We start from the raw sequence: 17169 nt of genomic DNA, 5'->3' as shown, positions 1-17169 counted from the left end.
GGGTGCGATCAGCCCTCGGAAGGCCCCCACAGGACGTCGTGCCGCACGGCGTCCGCGGTGCGGACGGCATCCGGGACGATCTGCGCGAGGCCGGAGCCGGCAAGCCAGCCGCCGACGGCAGACAGTCCGCCGGCCGCGGCGATCGCGCTGCGCAGGGTGTCCGTCGCGTCGGCGCGGCCGAGCGCCGACGCGGGTCGCGGCGCCTCGAACCTCTCGCGCGCGGCACCGACGACCTCGCCGACGGGCGCACCGAGAAGGGCGGATGCCTCGTCCCGGGCGAGCCTGGCCGCCTCCGCGTCGCCGAGCCCGGCCGTCGCGGCGGGGGCGCCCGCTGCGCCGAAGACGACGCGCAGGATATGGATGCCGGGACCCACGCGCGACTCGAGGGAGGGCCATCGGGCGGTCGAGTGGATGAGAGCGACGGCGCGCGCCGTCCCCGCGACGGGGTAGACGGCGCTCCCCCGGGGACGGCCGTCCAGCGCGAGGGCGCGCACGACGAGCGTCACGACCTCCACCGGCTCGCCGGCGCCGGCGGGCGCGGGCAGGTCCGGGGCGACGTGAGCGAGCAGCCGGCGGGCCTCGGCCTCCGGCGTCGCGAGGACGACATGGTCGGCGGGATCGACCGGCTCGGAGCGATCCGGGTCCGAGGCGGCTTCCACGCGCCACCGGCCGTCGTCGAGGCGCTCGAGCGAGGACACCTCGGCGCCGAGCCGGACGTCGGCGCCGAGCTCTTCGAGCCGGGACGCCGCGGCGTCGACGAGGCGCAGCATCCCGCCCTCCACGGTCTCGAGCGCGGGACCGGACGTCCGGTCGACGATCAGCTCGGCGACGGCGCCGCTCAGCGAGCCTGTCCGAGTGAGGGCTGTGCTCAAGCCGGGGGCGACCGCCTCGACGTCGACGTCGTCGGGGTGGGTGCCGTAGAGGCCCACGCTCACGGGCGCCACGAGGCGGTCGAGGACGACGTCGCCCATGCGGGTGCGCACGAGCCGGCCGAGGCTGCGCTCCTTGCCGATCGTGAGGGGCGGGCGCACGCGGTCGAGGAACGCGCGCCAGGCACCGCTCCATCCGATGATGCGGCGGACGCTCTCGTCCCAGGGGTTCTGGGGGATGCCGGCGATCGTCGTCGACGGCAGCGGCGCGGCACCCGAGGGCAGGCCGGCGATCCACGTGGTCGTGTCGGCGGCGGGCGTCAGGGCCGACTCGAGGCCCAGATCGACCGCGAGCGCGCGCACCGACCCGCCGCGCGTGGACCAGCCCTCGACGGCGGCCTCCAACGTGAAGCCTGCGACGTCGATCTCGCGGACGGCTCCGCCGAGCCGGTCGGACGCCTCGAGGAGCGTCACCCGAAGCCCGACCCGCGCGCACTCGAGGGCCGTCACGATGCCGGCGATGCCGCCGCCGACGACCACGATGTGCCGCTCGTGGGCAGCTGCCGCGAGGTCGCCGAGCGCGCCGCCTGAACCTGCTTCCGCCATGCGGTCCATCCTTCCATCCGCCCTCTCGGCCGAACCTGGGAGCGCTGGCCCGCCCGGCGGGCGGGTGCGAGACTGGCCGCATGACGCTCCACATCACGGGCGATGCCGACGCCGACCGGCTGCTGACGGAAGACCCCCTCGCACTCCTCATCGGCATGCTGCTGGACCAGCAGGTCGCGATGGAGGTCGCGTTCACGGGTCCGCTCAAGATCCGGCAGCGCGTCGGATCGGTGGATGCCGCGACCCTCGCCGGCTACGACCCGGACGCCCTCGTCGAGGCGTTCCGCCAGACGCCGTCGGTCCACCGCTACCCCGGCTCGATGGCGGGGCGGGTGCAGAGCCTGTGCGCCGCACTCGAGGAGGACTGGGGCGGCGACGCCTCGGCGCTGTGGACGCGCGATGACCCGGACGGCCCCGAAGTGCTCCGCCGCCTCAAGAGGCTGCCGGGCTTCGGCGAGCAGAAGGCCAAGATCTTCCTCGCGCTCCTCGGCAAGCAGTACGGCTTCACGGGCGAGGGCTGGCGCGCGGCATCCTTCCCCTACGGCGACGAGGGCACCCACCGCAGCGTCGCCGACATCGTCTCGCCCGAGAGTCTCGCGAAGGTGCGCGAGCACAAGCGGGCGATGAAATCCGCCGCGAGGTCCGGTGGAGGAGGAGGCGTCTGATGAAGAAGACAGGCGGAAGCGTCGCGTCGTTCATCGCCGGGGTGACCCCTGCCAAGCGGAGGCAGGATGCCGAGACGATGCTCGCGCTGATGTCCGAGCTGACCGGGCGCGAGCCGGAACTGTGGGGCACGATCATCGGGTTCGGGTCGTGCCATTACAGATACGCGACGGGAACAGAGGGCGACATGCCCATCGTCGCCTTCTCGCCGCGGAAGGACTCGACGACGATCTACCTCGACCGGGCCGACGCGCACGCGGCCGAGCTTGCGCAGCTCGGGCCGCACACGACGGGGGCCAGCTGCCTCTACATCAAGGACGTCGAGGCCGTCGACCACGAGGTCCTCAAACGGGTCATCGCGGCATCGGAGGCCTTCGCCCGCGGCGGAGGCGACGACTACGCCAGGATCACGGTGATCGACTGACAAACGCCTCACCCGATCGACAGGTCAACCACGCGTCGGCAGGATGATCCGCCGCCGATCATCCTGCAGACAGGTGGTTGACCTGTGCCTGCGGTGGCGGGCGGCCCGGACCCCTATCGTGGATCCGTGCGGCTGAGGTTCTTCGGCGGGCTGGCCCTGGAGGGCTCCGCAGGTGAGGCGATCTCCGTGCCCGGTCGCGGGCAGCAGGCCCTGCTCTTCCGGCTCGCCGTCGACGCCGGCACGACCGTCGCCTACCGGCCGCTCGCGCAGGACCTGTGGCCCGATGATTCGCCCGAGGATCCCCGCGCGGCCCTGCAGTCGCTCGTATCGCGGCTGCGCCGGGCGGTGGGGGCGGATGCTGTCGCCTCCGAGCCCGGCGGCTACCGGCTCGCGCTGTCCCGCGACGACGTCGACGTCACACGCTTCCAGGACCTCGTCGAGGCGGCGCGAGCGAGCGACGACCCGGCGGAGGCCGCGATGCTCGCGCGGCGCGCGACGGGCTTGTGGACGGGCGACCCGTGGACCCCCGGCCCCGAGTTCGACTGGGTCCTGCGGGACCTGCTCGAGGACCGGGCCCACGCGGAGCGGCTCGTGCGCGCGACGCCGCCGCTTGCGCGCGCCGCGACGATCGCGGTCCCCGCACCCCTGACCCCGCTCGTCGGACGGCATCGGGAGCTCGCGACGATCGGCGCCCAGCTGAGCTCGGAGCGCCTCGTGACCCTGATCGGCCCCGGAGGAGCGGGCAAGACGACCCTCGCCCTCGAGACGGCGCGCGCGTGGGGCGACGCGACGGTCGTCGTCGAGCTAGCCCCGGCGGCGGCGGGCGAGGTGTGGGCGGCTGTCGCGGCGGCGGGCCGCAGCATCCGTCTCGCCGACGCGACGGCGACGGCCGCGCCCGCGTCGCCGCGGCAGCGCGCGCTCGAGGCGCTCGCGGGCCGGCCCGTGCTCATCGTCCTCGACAACTGCGAGCACGTCTCGGCCGAGGCGGCGGGGGTCGCACTCGAACTCCTGCAGGCGACACCCGCCGCGCGCATCCTGGCGACGAGCCGCGAGCCGCTCGGCGTATCGGGCGAGGCGTTCGTCGACCTCGGACCGCTGCCGGCGGACGACGCCGTCGAGCTGTTCTCACGCCGCGTCCGGGCCGCGCGCGGCGAAGCGCCGGCCCCCGACGATGCCGAGGCCGTCGACCGCATCGTCCGCAGGCTCGACGGGCTCCCCCTCGCCCTGGAGCTCGCCGCCGCCCGCGCCCGCACCCTGACGCTCGCCGAGATCGACGAGGGACTCGACGACCGGTTCACGCTCCTCGGCGTCGGCCCGCGCACCGCCGACGTGCGCCACCAGACGCTGCGCGCCCTCATCGACTGGAGCTGGGAGACCCTCACCGAGCCCGAGCGCGAGGCGCTGCTGACGGCATCCGTGTTCCCCGACGGCATCCGGACCTCCGACGCGACCGTCGTGGCGAGCCGGTTCGGGACGGATGCCGCGGCCTTCGACCGCCTCGTCGACCGCTCGCTGCTGCACCGCGGCGACGGCGGGTTCCGGATGCTCGAGACGGTGCGCGAGTACGGCATCGACGTTCTTCGCGCGGACGGCCGCGAGCCGGCCTTCCGCAGCCGGCAGGCCGGTGCGACGGCTCAGCTCGCGCGGGCCCAGGATGCGCTGCTGCGCGGGCCGCGCGTGCGGAAGGGTCTGGCCTGGTTCGACGCGAACGAGGAGAACGTCTCGGCCGCGCTGCGCGCGTGCATCGACCAGCCCGAGCTGGAAAAGACCGGGGTCGAGCTCGTGCGGGCCTGCCTCTGGGCGTGGATCATGCGCGAGCGGTTCGACCAGCTGCAGACGGGCGTCGAGGCGTTCGCATCGCCCGACGCGGTGCTGGACACCGAGGCGGCTGTCGTCCTCAACGGGCTCGCGTCCCTTCTCAGCACGATGGAGGCCGCCATGAGCTTCGTGGGCGACGCGGACGGGGAAAGGCTCGTCGACCTCGCCGCCGAGCTCACGCGGCAGCACGCGCGCGTGCGCGACGCCGCGGCACAGCATCCGTCCGATCTCGCCGCAGCGCTCCCTCCCCTCCTGGCGGGCGCGAGCCAGGCGCTCTCGAGCTTCGAGGGGCAGCTGAACTGGTCGCGCGCGTTCCACGTGCCCGACGCGGGGCCCGACGCCCCCGCGTGGACGACGGCGCTCGTCTCGATGATGCGCTCGGCGCTCGCGCAGAACGGCGGCGACGTCGAGACGCTCGGGGTCGAGAGCGAGCGGGCGCTGCGGATGTTCCGCGAGGTCGGCGACCCGTGGGGCATCGCGTTCGCGAGCCAGATGCGCTCCGAGTGGCTGCTGCTGCAGGGCCGCCTCGAGGAGGCGCTGCAGGTCGCCGACTCGTCGACGGAGGGCCTCACGGGGCTCACGTCGGTGACCGACCTGCTGCAGCAGCGGTCGCAGAGCATCGGGATCCTCGTGCGCCTCGGGCGTCTGGACGAAGCGCGTGAGCGCGTCGCCGAGACGGACGAGCTCGCGAGGACCGACGGCTCGGACCGCGCCCTCGCACAGGCGCGCATGAACGCCGTCATGCTCGAGCTCGCGGTGGGCGACGGCGAGGCGGCGCTGCGGCACCTCGACGGGGTCGCCGAGGGCTTCGCCGCGGCGTTCCCCGACCAGCTCGTGGCATGGTCGACGTCCAAGCGCGCGCAGGCGCTCGCCCTCGCCGGCCGCGCGGACGAGGCGGCCGCCGCGGTCGCGTCAGCGCTGCCCACCGCGCGTCGCAGCGGAGACCAGCCGATCCTCGCGGACGTCGTGCTGAGCCTCGCGGGCTGGCTCGCCGTCACAGGTCGGAATGCCGCGGCCCGCCGCGCCCTCGACCTCTCCGACCGGCTCCGCGGCGGCGTCGACGAGGCCGAGCCGTTCCACCGCTGGGTCGCAGAACGCGCGAGCGCCGCGCCGGGAGACGGACCCCCGGACGCGGCGCCGGACGAGCCGGACGAGCTGGACGAACTGGTCGCGCTGCTGCCCTGACGGGGTTCCGGTCGTTGAGCGGGGGAGCGCGGCGACCGGGGGGCGGTCAGGCCCGCCGCATGTAGGCGCGGACCGTGAGGGGCGCGAAGACCGCCACGACGACCGCGGCGCCGATGATCGTCGCGATGACGTCGGCTCCGGCATCCGTCCCCATCGTGAGGGCGCGGGCCGCCGACACGAGGTGCGAGACCGGATTGATCGACGCGAACCACGCGAGTGCGGGCGGCAGCGTGTCGATCGGGACGTACGCGTTTGACAGGAACGTCAGCGGGAAGAGGATGAGGAACGAGATCCCCTGGACGGATGCCGCGGTCCGGGCGATGACGCCGAAGAACGCGAAGATCCAGCTGAGCGCCCACGATGCGCCGATGACCAGGAGCGCTGCCAGGAGCACGCCCCCGAGACCCGCCGCGGGCCGGTAGCCCATGAGGTAGCCCGTCGCGAAGGTCAGGGTCGTCGCGATGGCGTAGCGGAGGGTGTCGGCCAGGAGCGCTCCGGCCAACGGTGCGACGCGTGCGATGGGCAGCGACCGGAACCGGTCGAAGACGCCCTTCTCCATGTCTTCGCGCAGCTGCACCCCCGTGACGACAGAGGTCGTGATGACGGTCTGGACGAGGATGCCGGGGAGGAGGAAGGGCAGGTAGCTCTCGACGCTCCCGGCGATCGCGCCGCCGAAGATGTAGGCGAACATGACCGTGAAGATGATCGGCTGCACCGTCACATCGATGAGCTGCTCGGGCGTACGGCGGATCTTGATGAGGCCGCGGCCGGCCATCGTGAGCGAGTTGCGGACGGACTGCCCGAGGCTCACGTGGTTCTTGAGCGGGGTGGTGGGGGTGAGGACGGCGGCGGTCATGCCAGGCTCCCTTCGAGCTCGGCCTCTGCACGGGTGTCGGCGCTCTCGACGCCGTGGCCCGTGAGGGTGAGGAAGACCTCGTCGAGCGTCGGCTTCTGGACGCTCAGCTCGGCCAGGCGGATGTCCGATGCGCGCAGCTCGACCAGGAGGTCGGTCACGAGGTCGGGGTTCTGCATGGGCGCCGTCAGGCGCGCGGCCTCGGGGCTCACGGTGGCGGGCACGCGCAGGACGCGCTCGACGGCGATCCGCACGGCCTCGAGGTCGGCGGGGTCAGCGGGGCGCAGCTGCAGGCTCGAGGTGCCGACGGACGACTTGAGCTCGTCGGACGTGCCCTCCGCGACGACCCTGCCGGTGTCGATGACCGCGATGCGGTCCGCGAGCTGATCGGCCTCGTCGAGGTACTGCGTCGTCAGGAGCACGGTCGAGCCGTCCGAGACGAGGCTGCGGATCGTGTCCCACATCTGCGCCCGCGTGCGAGGGTCCAGACCCGTCGTCGGCTCGTCGAGGAAGATCAGCGGCGGCCGGGCGATGAGGGATGCTGCGAGGTCGAGGCGCCGGCGCATCCCGCCGGAGAAGTTCTTGAGCGGCCGCTTGGCGGCATCCGTCAGTCCGAACTCCTCGAGGAGGTCGATCGCCTTCCGGCGCGCGTCGGCCCGCGAGAGGCCCAGAAGACGGCCGAAGAGCACGAGGTTCTCGGTCGCCGAGAGGGTCTCGTCCACAGATGCGTACTGGCCCGTCACGCCGACGAGCTGGCGCACGACCTGCGCCTCGCGCTCCACGTCGTGGCCGAAGATCTCGGCCCGTCCGCCGTCGGGACGCAGGAGCGTCGCGAGCATGCGGATCGTCGTGGTCTTGCCGGCGCCGTTGGGTCCGAGGACGCCGTAGACCGTGCCGGCCTGCACCTGCAGGTCGACGCCGTCGACGGCGCGGTTGTCGCCGAAGACCTTGACGAGGCCCTCGGCCCGCACGGCGAGTGCGGTGTTGGATGAAGTCATGGGGGTGCCTTTCTCTGAACGGCTTCCCCCAGGGTCGCGCGGGCGCGCTGTCACCTCGCTGTCACGGGCACCCGGATGCTGTCACCCCGCTGTCACGCGACGGCCGGATGCGCGAGACTTCACGTGTGGGGCTCGACAGCCCCGGATGCTGCGCGCTGGGGAGGGCAGGCATGGAGTTCAACGACGCGTTCTTTTCGCGTGAAGACCGGTATGCACTGGGGACCGAGGAGGAGTCGGGGAGCAGATACCTGTCGATCCCGGTGAGCACGGGACCCGTCGACTACGAGGAGTACTACGAGCTCACGGACGAGCAGTACGAGCGGTTCCTCGCCGATCCCGCCGCCGCGCTGGTGTTCGCGGGGTCGTGCCGGCTGCGTCTGCGCGACGAGCTGCTCCTCGTCCAGCCGGGCTGGAACCGCGGCACGGCGATCTGACGCCCGGCCGGGGTGACAGCATCCGTTCCCCTTCGTGGAACGCGTGTCGCGGGATCCGTTCGTCTCCGTCGAACGTAGGGCGCGGGGATGCCGAGACCGGCGTTCGACGGAGACGAACCGAAGGGTGGGACGTCGGCGCGGGCATGGCCGGGGCCGCGGCACGCGCGTACCCTGAGAGCCGTCCGCGGGGGCGCGCCGGCGCGCCGAGTGGAAGGGGCTGGAGATGGCACTCAACTCGTACGCACGCCTCACGCTGAACGGGACCGAGCTCACCGGTGACGTCAGCGCCACGGAGTTCGGGGGCGTGGATGTGTCGTCCGGGTACATCGAGGTGCGGCGGCTCAGCTTCGGCGCCGCGACCGCCCGCCTCACGGAGGGCGGAATGGCCACGGGCAGGCGTCAGTACGAGCCCATCCGGCTCATGAAACGGCTCGACGCCGGCACGCCGCAGCTCTATCGCGCGCTCGCCCAGAACGAGGTCGTGGCCGGAGAGATCCTGCTCTTCGACACCGACCCCGCCGACGGCACGATCCGGCACTGGTTCACGGTCGGAATCGGCAGCGGGGTGGTCTCGAGGATCGACAGCGTGAGCCCCGACGTCTGGGATCCCGCCGTCGCGACGTGGATCGCGTACGAGGAGGTTTCGCTCGTGGCCACGAGCATCACCTTCCAGCACCTGCGCGGCGGCACCTCGTTCGAGGATCAGGTCGGCGGCGGGGTATAGGACGCCGGGGAGTCCCGCAGGTCGGGCGCAGCATCCGTTCGTCTCCGTGAAACGCGTTGCGCGGGGTTCCAAGACCCGCGTTCGACGGAGACGAACGGAAGGGGGATGCCGAGGGTCAGGCTCCGCGCAGGCGCTCGGCGAGGTACGACTCGAGCGCCGCGAGCGGCACGCGCTCCTGGCCCATCGTGTCGCGGTCGCGGACCGTGACCGCCTGGTCGTCGAGCGAGTCGAAGTCGATCGTGACGCAGAAGGGCGTGCCGATCTCGTCCTGACGGCGGTAGCGGCGGCCGATGGCGCCGGCGTCGTCGAAGTCGACGTTCCAGTGCCCGCGGAGGTCCTCGGCGAGCTTGCGCGCGATGGGCGACAGGTTCTCGTTGCGCGACAGCGGCAGGACGGCGACCTTCACCGGTGCGAGGCGCGGGTCGAGCTTGAGGACCGTGCGGGTGTCGGTGCCGCCCTTCGCGTTCGGCGCCTCCTCCTCGTGGTACGCGTCGACGAGGAACGCCATCATCGAGCGCGTGAGGCCGAACGAGGGCTCGATGACGTATGGGATGTACTTCTCGCCGCTGGCCTGGTCGAAGTACGCGAGCGACTGGCCCGACACCTCGGTGTGGCTGCCGAGGTCGTAGTCGGTGCGGTTGGCGACGCCCATGAGCTCGCCCCACTCCTTGCCCGGGAAGCCGAAGCGGTACTCGACGTCGATCGTGCCGTCGGAGTAGTGCGCCCGCTCGTCCTCGGGCACGTCGAACCGGCGCATGTTGTCGGGGTCGATGCCGAGGTCGACGAACCAGTCCCAGCACTCCTCGACCCAGTGCTCGAACCACTCCTGCGCCTCGGCCGGCGGCACGAAGTACTCGATCTCCATCTGCTCGAACTCGCGCGTGCGGAAGATGAAGTTTCCGGGCGTGATCTCGTTGCGGAACGCCTTGCCGATCTGGCCGATGCCGAACGGCGGCTTCTTGCGGCTCGCGGTGAGGACGTTCGAGAAGTTCACGAAGATGCCCTGCGCCGTCTCGGGGCGCAGGAAGTGCAGGCCCGACTCGTCGTCGACGACGCCGAGGTAGGTCTTCACAAGGCCCGAGAACGCCTTGGGCTCGGTGTACTGGCCCTTCGTGCCGCAGTTGGGGCACGGGACGTCGGCCAGGCCGTTCTCTGCGGGGCGGCCCTTGCGGGCCTCGAAGTCCTCGAGCAGGTTGTCGGCGCGGAAGCGCTTGTGGCACTGCAGGCACTCGACGAGCGGGTCGGTGAACGTCGCGACGTGACCGGATGCCTCCCACACTCGCTTGGGGAGGATCACCGACGAGTCGAGGCCGACCATGTCGCCGCGGCCGCGCACGAACGTCTGCCACCACTGGCGGCGGATGTTCTCCTTGAGCTCCGTGCCGAGGGGTCCGTAGTCCCACGCCGAGCGGGATCCGCCGTAGATCTCGCCCGCCTGGAAGACGAACCCGCGGTGTCGGGCGAGGGCGATGACTTTGTCGAGGCGGGACTGCTCGGCCACGGTGGCTCCAATGGTCGGGATCGTGCGGGGGAGTCGCGGAATCGCGGGATGCCGACGGATGCCGCGGCATCCGTCAATCCTAGTCCGGCCTGCTGGGGCGGCCCTGAGCGGGCTGTCGAGGTGCGTCTGTGGCGAGGGTCTCTGGCGCGGGAGGCGAGCCGGGCCTAGCATGTGCCGCATCGAGCGGGCATCAACGGGGAGGCTCCGCCATGGGCGAGACCGACGAGACGACGATGAGCGAGAGCGGGCAGGAGGTCGAGGAGCTCGCCGGCCGCGTGTTCGGGCAGCTCCTGGCCGGGATGGAGCTCCTGTCGATCTATCTGGGCGATCGACTGGGCCTGTATCAGGCGCTCCTCGAGGCGCCCGCGACTCCGGCCGAGCTCGCGGCGCGCGCCGGCGTGCACGAGCGCTACGCGCGGGAGTGGCTCGAACAGCAGGCGGTCGCGGGCTTCCTCGAGGTCGAGGGAGCGGGGGATGCCGCCACTTTCCGTCTGCCGGCCGCGCAGGCCGAAGTCCTCATGGACCCCGCCTCGCTGGCGTACTCCGCGCCCTTCGCGCGACTGTTCGTGTCGGCCGCGGTCCAGATGCCGTCCCTCCTCGCCGCGTACCGGTCCGGCGGCGGGGTGCCCTGGGCGCGGTTCGGCGCCGACGCGCGCGAAGGACAGGGCGACGTCAACCGGCCCTGGTTCGAGCAGTCGCTCGGAGCCGCACTGGCGGCCGTCCCCGCCGTCCACGACGTGCTGTCTCGAGAGGACGCCGGCATCGCCGACATCGCGTGCGGCCATGGGTGGTCGACCATCGCCCTCGCGCGCGCGTACCCCGACGCGATCGTCGAGGGGTTCGATCTCGACGCGCCGGCGATCGAGGCCGCGCGCGAGCATGCGGCCGGACTGGAGAACGTGACCTTCTCCGAGCTGCGCGGCGAGCAGCTCGCCGAGCAGGGCGAGGAGCGGTACGACGCAGGCTTCATCTTCGAGGCGCTGCACGACATGCCCGACCCGATCGGGGTGCTGACGGCGCTGCGCCGCGCGCTCCGGCCCGACGGGATCGTCGTCGTGATGGACGAGGCGGTCGCCGACACGTTCGGCGCACCCGGCGACGAGGTCGAGCGCGCGATGTACGGCTACAGCCTGCTGATGTGCCTGCCCGACTCGATGTCGACGCCGGGCTCGATCGCGACGGGCACCGTCATGCGGTTCGCGACGCTCGAGCGCTATGCGAAGGAGGCGGGGTTCAGCCGCGCCTCGGTCCTGCCGATCGAGGGGTTCGCGGCGTTCCGGTTCTATCTGCTGCAGCCCTGAGCTCCCCCGCGATTGAACTCACGTGGCGGCGTTCGCCTCCGTCGAACGCGGGGTTTCCGGGCCTGCAGGCGCGCGTTCCACGGAGATGAACACGGATGCTGCGCTACGCCGGCGCGGAGGGGCCGCCGTCGGAGGCCTCGCCGAAGGCGCGGTCCCAGTCCTGCAGCTCCTTGCGACGGCCGATGAGGCCGTCGAGCGACACCTGGAAGAGCAGGCCGCGGCGGGCGTTGACCTGCTTGATGTTGTCGACGAGCTCGGTCGAGACGCCCTCGAGCGCCTGCTGCACTTCTCGCACGCGGTCGTCCGGGTCGTCCCACAGGTGCGGGTGGGTCAGGATGTCGAGCAGGTAGTCGCTGTTGAGAGCGGCGGTGAGCTTGCGGAGCTTGTCGTCGTACTCGACGGCGGCGATGCTCACCTGGTCCTCGACGTTGCGCCGGTCCAGCCGAGCGAACAGCTCCTGGACATTGTCGGCGAGGACCGCGATCTGCAGGCTCGTCTGGGTCGCGATCCCGTTCCCGGAGGCGCCGACGGCCGCGTACTCGCCGACGAGCCGGCGGAGCACCGCGATCTGCGCCGCGACCCCGTCCGGGAGTGCGCCTTGCTCGGGAGCGCTGCGCCGCCGACGGCGGACGACGGCGACGACGGCGATGACGGCGCCGACAAGCAGCGCGGTCGTGAGCACGAAACCCACGACGAGGCCGCCGTCGACCCCGTCTCCCTGCTCGGCGGGGGTCGTGGCCGGCTCGAGCGCCACGATCTCCTGAACCGTCACAGTCAGTGCGTCTTCGACGGACTCTTCGGATGTCTGCGCCTCATTCGCGATCCCCAGGACCTCGTCGTCCTCGAGCACGTTCGACCCGGCCGCGACGTCGTTGCCGACCGCCACGATGATGGTGTCGTACCCCGTGGTCGTCAGGAGTTCGTCGACGATGTCGAGAGTCTCGGCCTCCAGATTCGCGTTCTGGGAGAGGACTGCGACGCCGATCGAGGCATCCCCGATCTCAGTTTCGAGCTGCTCCGCGAGACCCGCCGGAGCACCCGAATCGGGAGCGACGTACACGGTCGAAGTCGACAGGCCCTGGACCGCCTCGTCGACGAACCCGCCGTCCGAGACAGCGAGGAACGCTGGAACGTGCATCGTCCTCCGCCGCCTAGAAGTTGTTGATGACCGACGCGAAGACGAGGTCGATCTTGGCCGCGTCCGATGCGTCGAACCACTGGCCGCCGGTCGCCTCGGCGATCCGCTGCAGGGCTGAGGTGTCGGCGCCTTCACCGTATGCGATCGGGAAGATGCGCACGGGAGCCGTGTCGACGCCCTCGCGCGACGCCTTTCCGATCTTCGCGACGAGCGAGTCGAGCGAGATCGTCGAGTCGGTGTCCTGACCGTCCGAGAGCACGACGATGGCGTTGATGCGACCGGGCTCCGCGCGGAGCTTCATCTCGTCGTAGGCGGCGGCGATCGCGTCGTACAGTGGCGTCCCCTGACGGTTCGAGAAGCGCAGGTCCTCGATCGACGACTGGAGCGCCTCGAGGTCGGAGGCCAGCGGCGTTACGTCCCGCAGCACCGCGATGTTCTGACCTGCGGAGGACTCGAGGCCCGTCGTGAACGCCCACACGCCGACCTCGTCGGTGCGGCGGAAGTGTCCGAGCGTCGTCTGCGCGCCTTCGATGGCGCCGTCGAGCTTCGAGCGGCCGTCGCCGATCGGGTCGTCCATCGACCCCGAGATGTCGATGAGCTCGAGGACCGACGACGGCTTGCGGATCTGCGTCCACTGGTCGATCGCGGCCGAGACGACGTCGACCTCGGGCTTGGGCAGCGTGATCGCCGGCCGTGCCGGGTCGACGCCGTACTCCTCCGTGAAGAGCGTGCCGAGCGGCACGGACTCGTCGAGCGGCCGGAAGCCGTACGTGGGGAGGATTCTCTGCGCCTCCGCCGTCTGCACGAAGGACGCGAATGCGAGGCCCGCTTCGCGCTGCTCGTCGGTCACCCAGTCGGCGCCGAGCACCGTGATGGGATTGTCTGACCACATCGAGCCGCCCTTGGGGTACACCGCGACGAGCTTCTCCTTCGGCGGCGTGAGCGACTCACCCGGCTGCACTGTGTGCGAGTCGGGGTTGCCCTGGTTGTAGTTGAGGAGCGAGGTCTCTTCGATCGCGATGGCCGAGACGTAGCCCGAACCGCCCGTGCCGTTCTGCGTCTGGTCGTACAGGCGCGTCAGCACGTTGCCGGTCGTGTCGCCGTAGTGGATGACGCACTCCTCGAACACGCGCGAGAAGTCCGCCGCAGCCGCGACGTCGTCCGCCGTGAGGTCGGCGGTCTTGCCGGATGCCTCGTACGACTGCATGAGGATCGTCGAAAGCCCCGTCGTCGAGGTGTTGGGGTTGGTCTTCGAGATCTTGAACGAGCCCCACAGCGGCTTGCCGACGCTCGCCCACCCGTCGGGGTCGGAGCAGAGGGCGGCGAAGTCCGAGATGCCGATCTCGGCGGACGGCCAGCCGAGAGCGCGCGCCATGGTCTCCGGCACGCCGAACACGACCGGCGTGTGCGTGAACGACTCGGGCTCGCCCACGAGGGCGGGCGAGGCGGCCGCCGCCACGCGGTCTGTCCAGACGGTCGAGGCCGGCGACCACAGCGTCGGCCATCGGCGGGGGTTCTCGTCGGGCCAGTCCTCACCGGAGGTGAGGAAGCGCGTCGCGTTGCCCGAGGACACGTTGATGGGGCGCACCGTCGCGCACGTGTCGAGGGCCTCGTGCTGGGGCGAGTCCTTGAACGCCTCCGCCAGCGCATCGAGCATGTTGACCTTCTCGGACGACGTCGCCACGACGACGTTCGTGCAGCCGTCGTCGACGAAGTCGCCGTCGCCGTTGACCGTCTCGGCGTCCCCGCCCGTGCACGCCGCCAGCACGAGGGCGGTCGCGAGCGCGAGCGCGCCGGCCGTGGAGCGCAGCGCGGAGTGCGCACGCGAGCGAGGGTGCGAGGGGAGGTCTGAACCGGCGAGTGTGCGCCGCGGGCCGGCCATCATGGGGCAAGCATAGGCGGCACGATGCACTCCTGCATCGTGCCGCTCAGGTCGCCTCCTCCGTCGCCGGAGATCAGCGCACGAACGGGATCGTCAGCGGGTAGGTCCACCACTGTCCGCCGCCCGCCTTGACCGCCGCGATGATCGGGAAGACGAGGGCCAGGATGCCGGCGGCGATGAGGATCGGGATGCCGATCAGGACGATCGTGAGGATGCCGCCCACGAGATAGGCGATGAGCAGCGTGAGCTGGAAGTTGAGCGCCGTCGCGGCGTGCGCGCGGATGAAGGGCCCGCGGTCCTTGAGCACGAGGTAGCCGATGAGGGCGGGGAAGAAGCTGAAGAAGATGCCGCCCACGTTGATGAGAACGGCCCAGAGCTTCTCGTCCGAGGGGCTCATGGGCGCGGCCGGGCCGCCGTAGGGCTGGGGGTTGGGGTACGTCACGCCATCACACTAGAGAACCGGGCGCCGATCCACACGGTGGCCATCCCCCCGATCCTGCCGGGGGGTTTCACGCGCTGCGGAGCGTCTCCCGGTCGAGGTCGGGGATCGACGTGCATCCCGCGAGCCCCAGGGTGATGTCGAGCTCGGCCAGAACGTTCCGGAGGACCTCCCGCACGCCGGCCTCACCGGCGACGGCGAGTCCGTAGGAGTACGGACGGCCGATCGCGACGGCGGTCGCACCGAGGGCCAGCGCGATGACGGCATCCGCTCCCCCGCGCACTCCCGAGTCGAAGACGACCGGCACCCGTCCGCCGACGCGCTCGACCACGCCGGGAAGGGCGTCGAGCGTCGGCACCGACTGGTCGATCTGGCGGCCGCCGTGGTTGGAGACCCAGACGCCGTCGACGCCCGCGTCGATCGCGCGCGACGCGTCGTCGGGGTGCACGATTCCCTTCAGGATGATGGGCAGGTTCGTCCATTCGCGGGCCTTGGCGAGGTCGTCCCACGTGAGGGCCGGGGTCGAGAAGACGTCGAGGAACGTCTCGATCGCGGCGCGCGGCAGCGGCGAGCGCAGGCTCGCGCGGAGCCCTTCGCCCGTCAGGACTCCCCCCTTGCGCGCGATCGACAGCCCCGCGGCGATCGTCTTGCGGGTGACCCGCACGCGCGCGGCCGGCGCATCGGCGGACCGCGCGACCCGCTCGCGGACGAGCTCGACGAAGACGGGATCGTTCGTGTACTGCGCGATCCCGAGCCCGCGCGTGAACGGCAGGTACGCGAGGTCGAGGTCGCGCCTGCGCCAGCCGAGCAGGTGGGTGTCCAGTGTCACGACGATGGCTTCGCAGCCGGATGCCTCGGCCCGCCGCAGCAGCGACGCGTTGAGGTCATCCGACGCCGACCAGTACAGCTGGAACAGGCGGGAGCCGGTGGGCGCGGCATCCCGAACCGCCTCCATGGAGAACGACGCCTGGTTCGAGAGGGTGTACGGGATGCCGAGGGATGCCGCCGCCCGGGCGACCGCGAGGTCGGCCTCGGGGTGGGCCATCTCCATGACGCCCAGCGGTGCGAGCAGAAGCGGAGTCGGCCGCCGCGCGCCGAGGAAGTCGATCGACAGGTCGCGGGCCGACACGTCGCGCAGCGGCCGCGGCCACACCTGCCAGCGCTCGAAGGCGGCGCGGTTCGCGGCCACGGTGCGCTCGGCGCCCGCACCGCCCGAAATGTATGCGAAGGCCTCGGGGCTGAGAGCCTTCTGCGCCGCGGCCTCGAGCGCGACCGGGTCTACGGGCACGCGGGGCCGGGCGCCGCTGATGCCGGCGCGATAGACCTCGGACTGGGCGAGACGCGAGATGCCCCGCACGGCGGCCGGGTCGAGGGGAGCGAACGGGCCCCCGCGCCCGGAGGCTCCGCGGACCGCGCCAGCCGGACGTGGAGGGGGCGTGGGGATGCTCATCGGGCCAGCCTACGGTCGGCGCTCAGGAGCCGAACCCGCACCACTGGCCCACCCACGTGAGGATGTCGCCGCGCATCTCCTCGCTCGCGGGCAGCTCGATCGTGCCCGGCTCGCCGTCGACCTCGACATCGAGCGTGAAGACCGTGCCGCGCTTGTCCTCCTGGACGGCGTGCGGGTCGCAGCGCAGCGGCACGAGCGGCAGCGTCAGCTGGACGGGCGTCGTGTCGCCCTCCGCGACGGCGATGTCGAGCGGATGGATCGTGTCCTCCCCCGCCCACGTCAGGAGATTCGTCGAGTGGATGCTGTCGATCCCTGCGGCCGCACCGCCGGTCGGCGCGAGGGTGAGGGTGAGGTCGGCGGGCTCGCCGGGAGGCGACGGCGTGAACGATGAGAAGGAGAGGGCGACAGCATCCGCCACCCGCTCGGCGCGGCACTCGCGCTCGTGGAGGGGTCCGAGGACGTCGAGCGGATCCGGAAGCGACCCCGCGGCGCCGCCCTCGACATCGTCGAGCCCGAGCCACACGCGCGTGTCGCCCTGGGCCGCATCGCACTTCGCGGGGGCGAGCTGGATGCGGATGTCAACGGTCCGCTCCGGCTCGATCGTCGAGGTGCGACCCTCGTTCACGCGCATCGAGCCGGCCGGGAATCCGTCGTCGATGATGACGACGTCGCCGATCCGGATCGCCTCGTCCGTGCCGTTGTGCACGCGGAGCTGCGCCTGGCGCGAGGCGACGTCGGACCGCAGCTGGACGAGCTCAACCGTGACATCGCCCGGAATCGGCCCCGGTCCCGGGTCGTCGCCCCGGCGGGCATCGCAGCCGGCGAGCACCGCGACGAGGGCGAGGAGCGCGCTCGCCCGCAGCAGCTGTCGCTTCGGCATCCTC

Annotated in this window: 15 protein-coding genes; 6 read left to right on the top strand and 9 right to left on the bottom strand. The window is 71.9% G+C overall.

What is annotated here, in order from left to right:
• Positions 1-8 precede the first annotated feature (8 nt).
• Entirely contained in the window at positions 9-1475 is a 1467-nt protein-coding gene (locus ABZ477_RS07545; protein ID WP_360130305.1) for an FAD-dependent oxidoreductase, read from the bottom strand.
• 80 nt (positions 1476-1555) lie between these two features.
• Between ABZ477_RS07545 and ABZ477_RS07540 the strand changes: the two genes are divergently transcribed.
• The 3 genes from ABZ477_RS07540 to ABZ477_RS07530 all read left to right on the top strand — a co-directional run bounded on the left by ABZ477_RS07540 (position 1556) and on the right by ABZ477_RS07530 (position 5565).
• Positions 1556-2140 (top strand): HhH-GPD-type base excision DNA repair protein, encoded by a 585-nt coding sequence (locus ABZ477_RS07540; RefSeq protein ID WP_360130302.1) that lies wholly within the window; start codon positions 1556-1558, stop codon positions 2138-2140.
• Complete coding sequence (locus ABZ477_RS07535) at positions 2140-2562, top strand: DUF1801 domain-containing protein (RefSeq protein WP_360130299.1); 423 nt, start codon at positions 2140-2142, stop codon at positions 2560-2562. Before ABZ477_RS07540 ends, ABZ477_RS07535 begins: the two co-directional genes overlap by 1 nt.
• A gap of 126 nt (positions 2563-2688) precedes the next feature.
• The gene (locus ABZ477_RS07530; protein WP_360130297.1) at positions 2689-5565 is read left to right on the top strand and encodes an ATPase; all 2877 of its coding nucleotides are present in this window, start codon (positions 2689-2691) and stop codon (positions 5563-5565) included.
• 46 nt (positions 5566-5611) lie between these two features.
• Here the strand turns inward: ABZ477_RS07530 and ABZ477_RS07525 are convergent, their stop codons facing one another.
• Together ABZ477_RS07525 and ABZ477_RS07520 are read right to left on the bottom strand one after the other, a co-directional pair.
• On the bottom strand, positions 5612-6421 hold the full coding sequence (locus tag ABZ477_RS07525) for an ABC transporter permease (protein WP_360130294.1): 810 nt from the start codon (positions 6419-6421) through the stop codon (positions 5612-5614).
• Positions 6418-7416, bottom strand: coding sequence for an ATP-binding cassette domain-containing protein (locus ABZ477_RS07520; RefSeq protein WP_360130291.1), 999 nt, complete (start codon positions 7414-7416; stop codon positions 6418-6420). Before ABZ477_RS07520 ends, ABZ477_RS07525 begins: the two co-directional genes overlap by 4 nt.
• Before the next feature lie 170 nt (positions 7417-7586).
• On the opposite strand from ABZ477_RS07520, the gene ABZ477_RS07515 reads away from it, so the two are divergent.
• Together ABZ477_RS07515 and ABZ477_RS07510 are read left to right on the top strand one after the other, a co-directional pair.
• Positions 7587-7850 carry a hypothetical protein gene (locus tag ABZ477_RS07515; protein WP_360130288.1) on the top strand — a complete coding sequence of 88 codons (264 nt, stop codon included), beginning with the start codon at positions 7587-7589 and terminating at the stop codon, positions 7848-7850.
• A 223-nt stretch (positions 7851-8073) separates the two neighbouring features.
• A complete protein-coding gene (locus tag ABZ477_RS07510) occupies positions 8074-8574 on the top strand; it encodes a type VI secretion system tube protein Hcp (protein ID WP_360130285.1) in 501 nt (166 codons plus the stop codon).
• Between the two features lie 115 nt (positions 8575-8689).
• Here the strand turns inward: ABZ477_RS07510 and ABZ477_RS07505 are convergent, their stop codons facing one another.
• Complete coding sequence (locus ABZ477_RS07505) at positions 8690-10075, bottom strand: glycine--tRNA ligase (RefSeq protein ID WP_360130282.1); 1386 nt, start codon at positions 10073-10075, stop codon at positions 8690-8692.
• Between the two features lie 209 nt (positions 10076-10284).
• Here ABZ477_RS07505 and ABZ477_RS07500 point away from each other — a divergent pair, with 209 nt between their 5' ends.
• Positions 10285-11376, top strand: a complete 1092-nt coding sequence (locus tag ABZ477_RS07500; protein ID WP_360130279.1) for a class I SAM-dependent methyltransferase — start codon at positions 10285-10287, stop codon at positions 11374-11376.
• A gap of 103 nt (positions 11377-11479) precedes the next feature.
• Here ABZ477_RS07500 and ABZ477_RS07495 read toward each other — a convergent pair whose 3' ends face one another.
• The 5 genes from ABZ477_RS07495 to ABZ477_RS07475 all read right to left on the bottom strand — a co-directional run bounded on the left by ABZ477_RS07495 (position 11480) and on the right by ABZ477_RS07475 (position 17165).
• Entirely contained in the window at positions 11480-12514 is a 1035-nt protein-coding gene (locus ABZ477_RS07495; RefSeq protein WP_360130276.1) for a hypothetical protein, read from the bottom strand.
• A 13-nt stretch (positions 12515-12527) separates the two neighbouring features.
• The gene (locus tag ABZ477_RS07490; protein WP_360130273.1) at positions 12528-14399 is read right to left on the bottom strand and encodes a substrate-binding and VWA domain-containing protein; all 1872 of its coding nucleotides are present in this window, start codon (positions 14397-14399) and stop codon (positions 12528-12530) included.
• Positions 14400-14469: 70 nt separating this feature from the next.
• Positions 14470-14838 (bottom strand): DUF4870 domain-containing protein, encoded by a 369-nt coding sequence (locus ABZ477_RS07485; RefSeq protein ID WP_360130270.1) that lies wholly within the window; start codon positions 14836-14838, stop codon positions 14470-14472.
• Positions 14839-14905: 67 nt separating this feature from the next.
• Positions 14906-16285, bottom strand: coding sequence for an alpha-hydroxy-acid oxidizing protein (locus ABZ477_RS07480; RefSeq protein WP_360130267.1), 1380 nt, complete (start codon positions 16283-16285; stop codon positions 14906-14908).
• A 22-nt stretch (positions 16286-16307) separates the two neighbouring features.
• The gene (locus tag ABZ477_RS07475; protein WP_360130264.1) at positions 16308-17165 is read right to left on the bottom strand and encodes a hypothetical protein; all 858 of its coding nucleotides are present in this window, start codon (positions 17163-17165) and stop codon (positions 16308-16310) included.
• Between the last annotated feature and the right edge of the window lie 4 nt (positions 17166-17169).

The organism is Microbacterium sp. NPDC019599, from assembly GCF_040632175.1.
Taxonomy (GTDB): Bacteria; Actinomycetota; Actinomycetes; order Actinomycetales; family Microbacteriaceae; genus Microbacterium.
The sequence above is the reverse complement of the archived record's forward strand: the minus strand, read 5'-3'. Positions and strand labels throughout refer to the sequence as shown.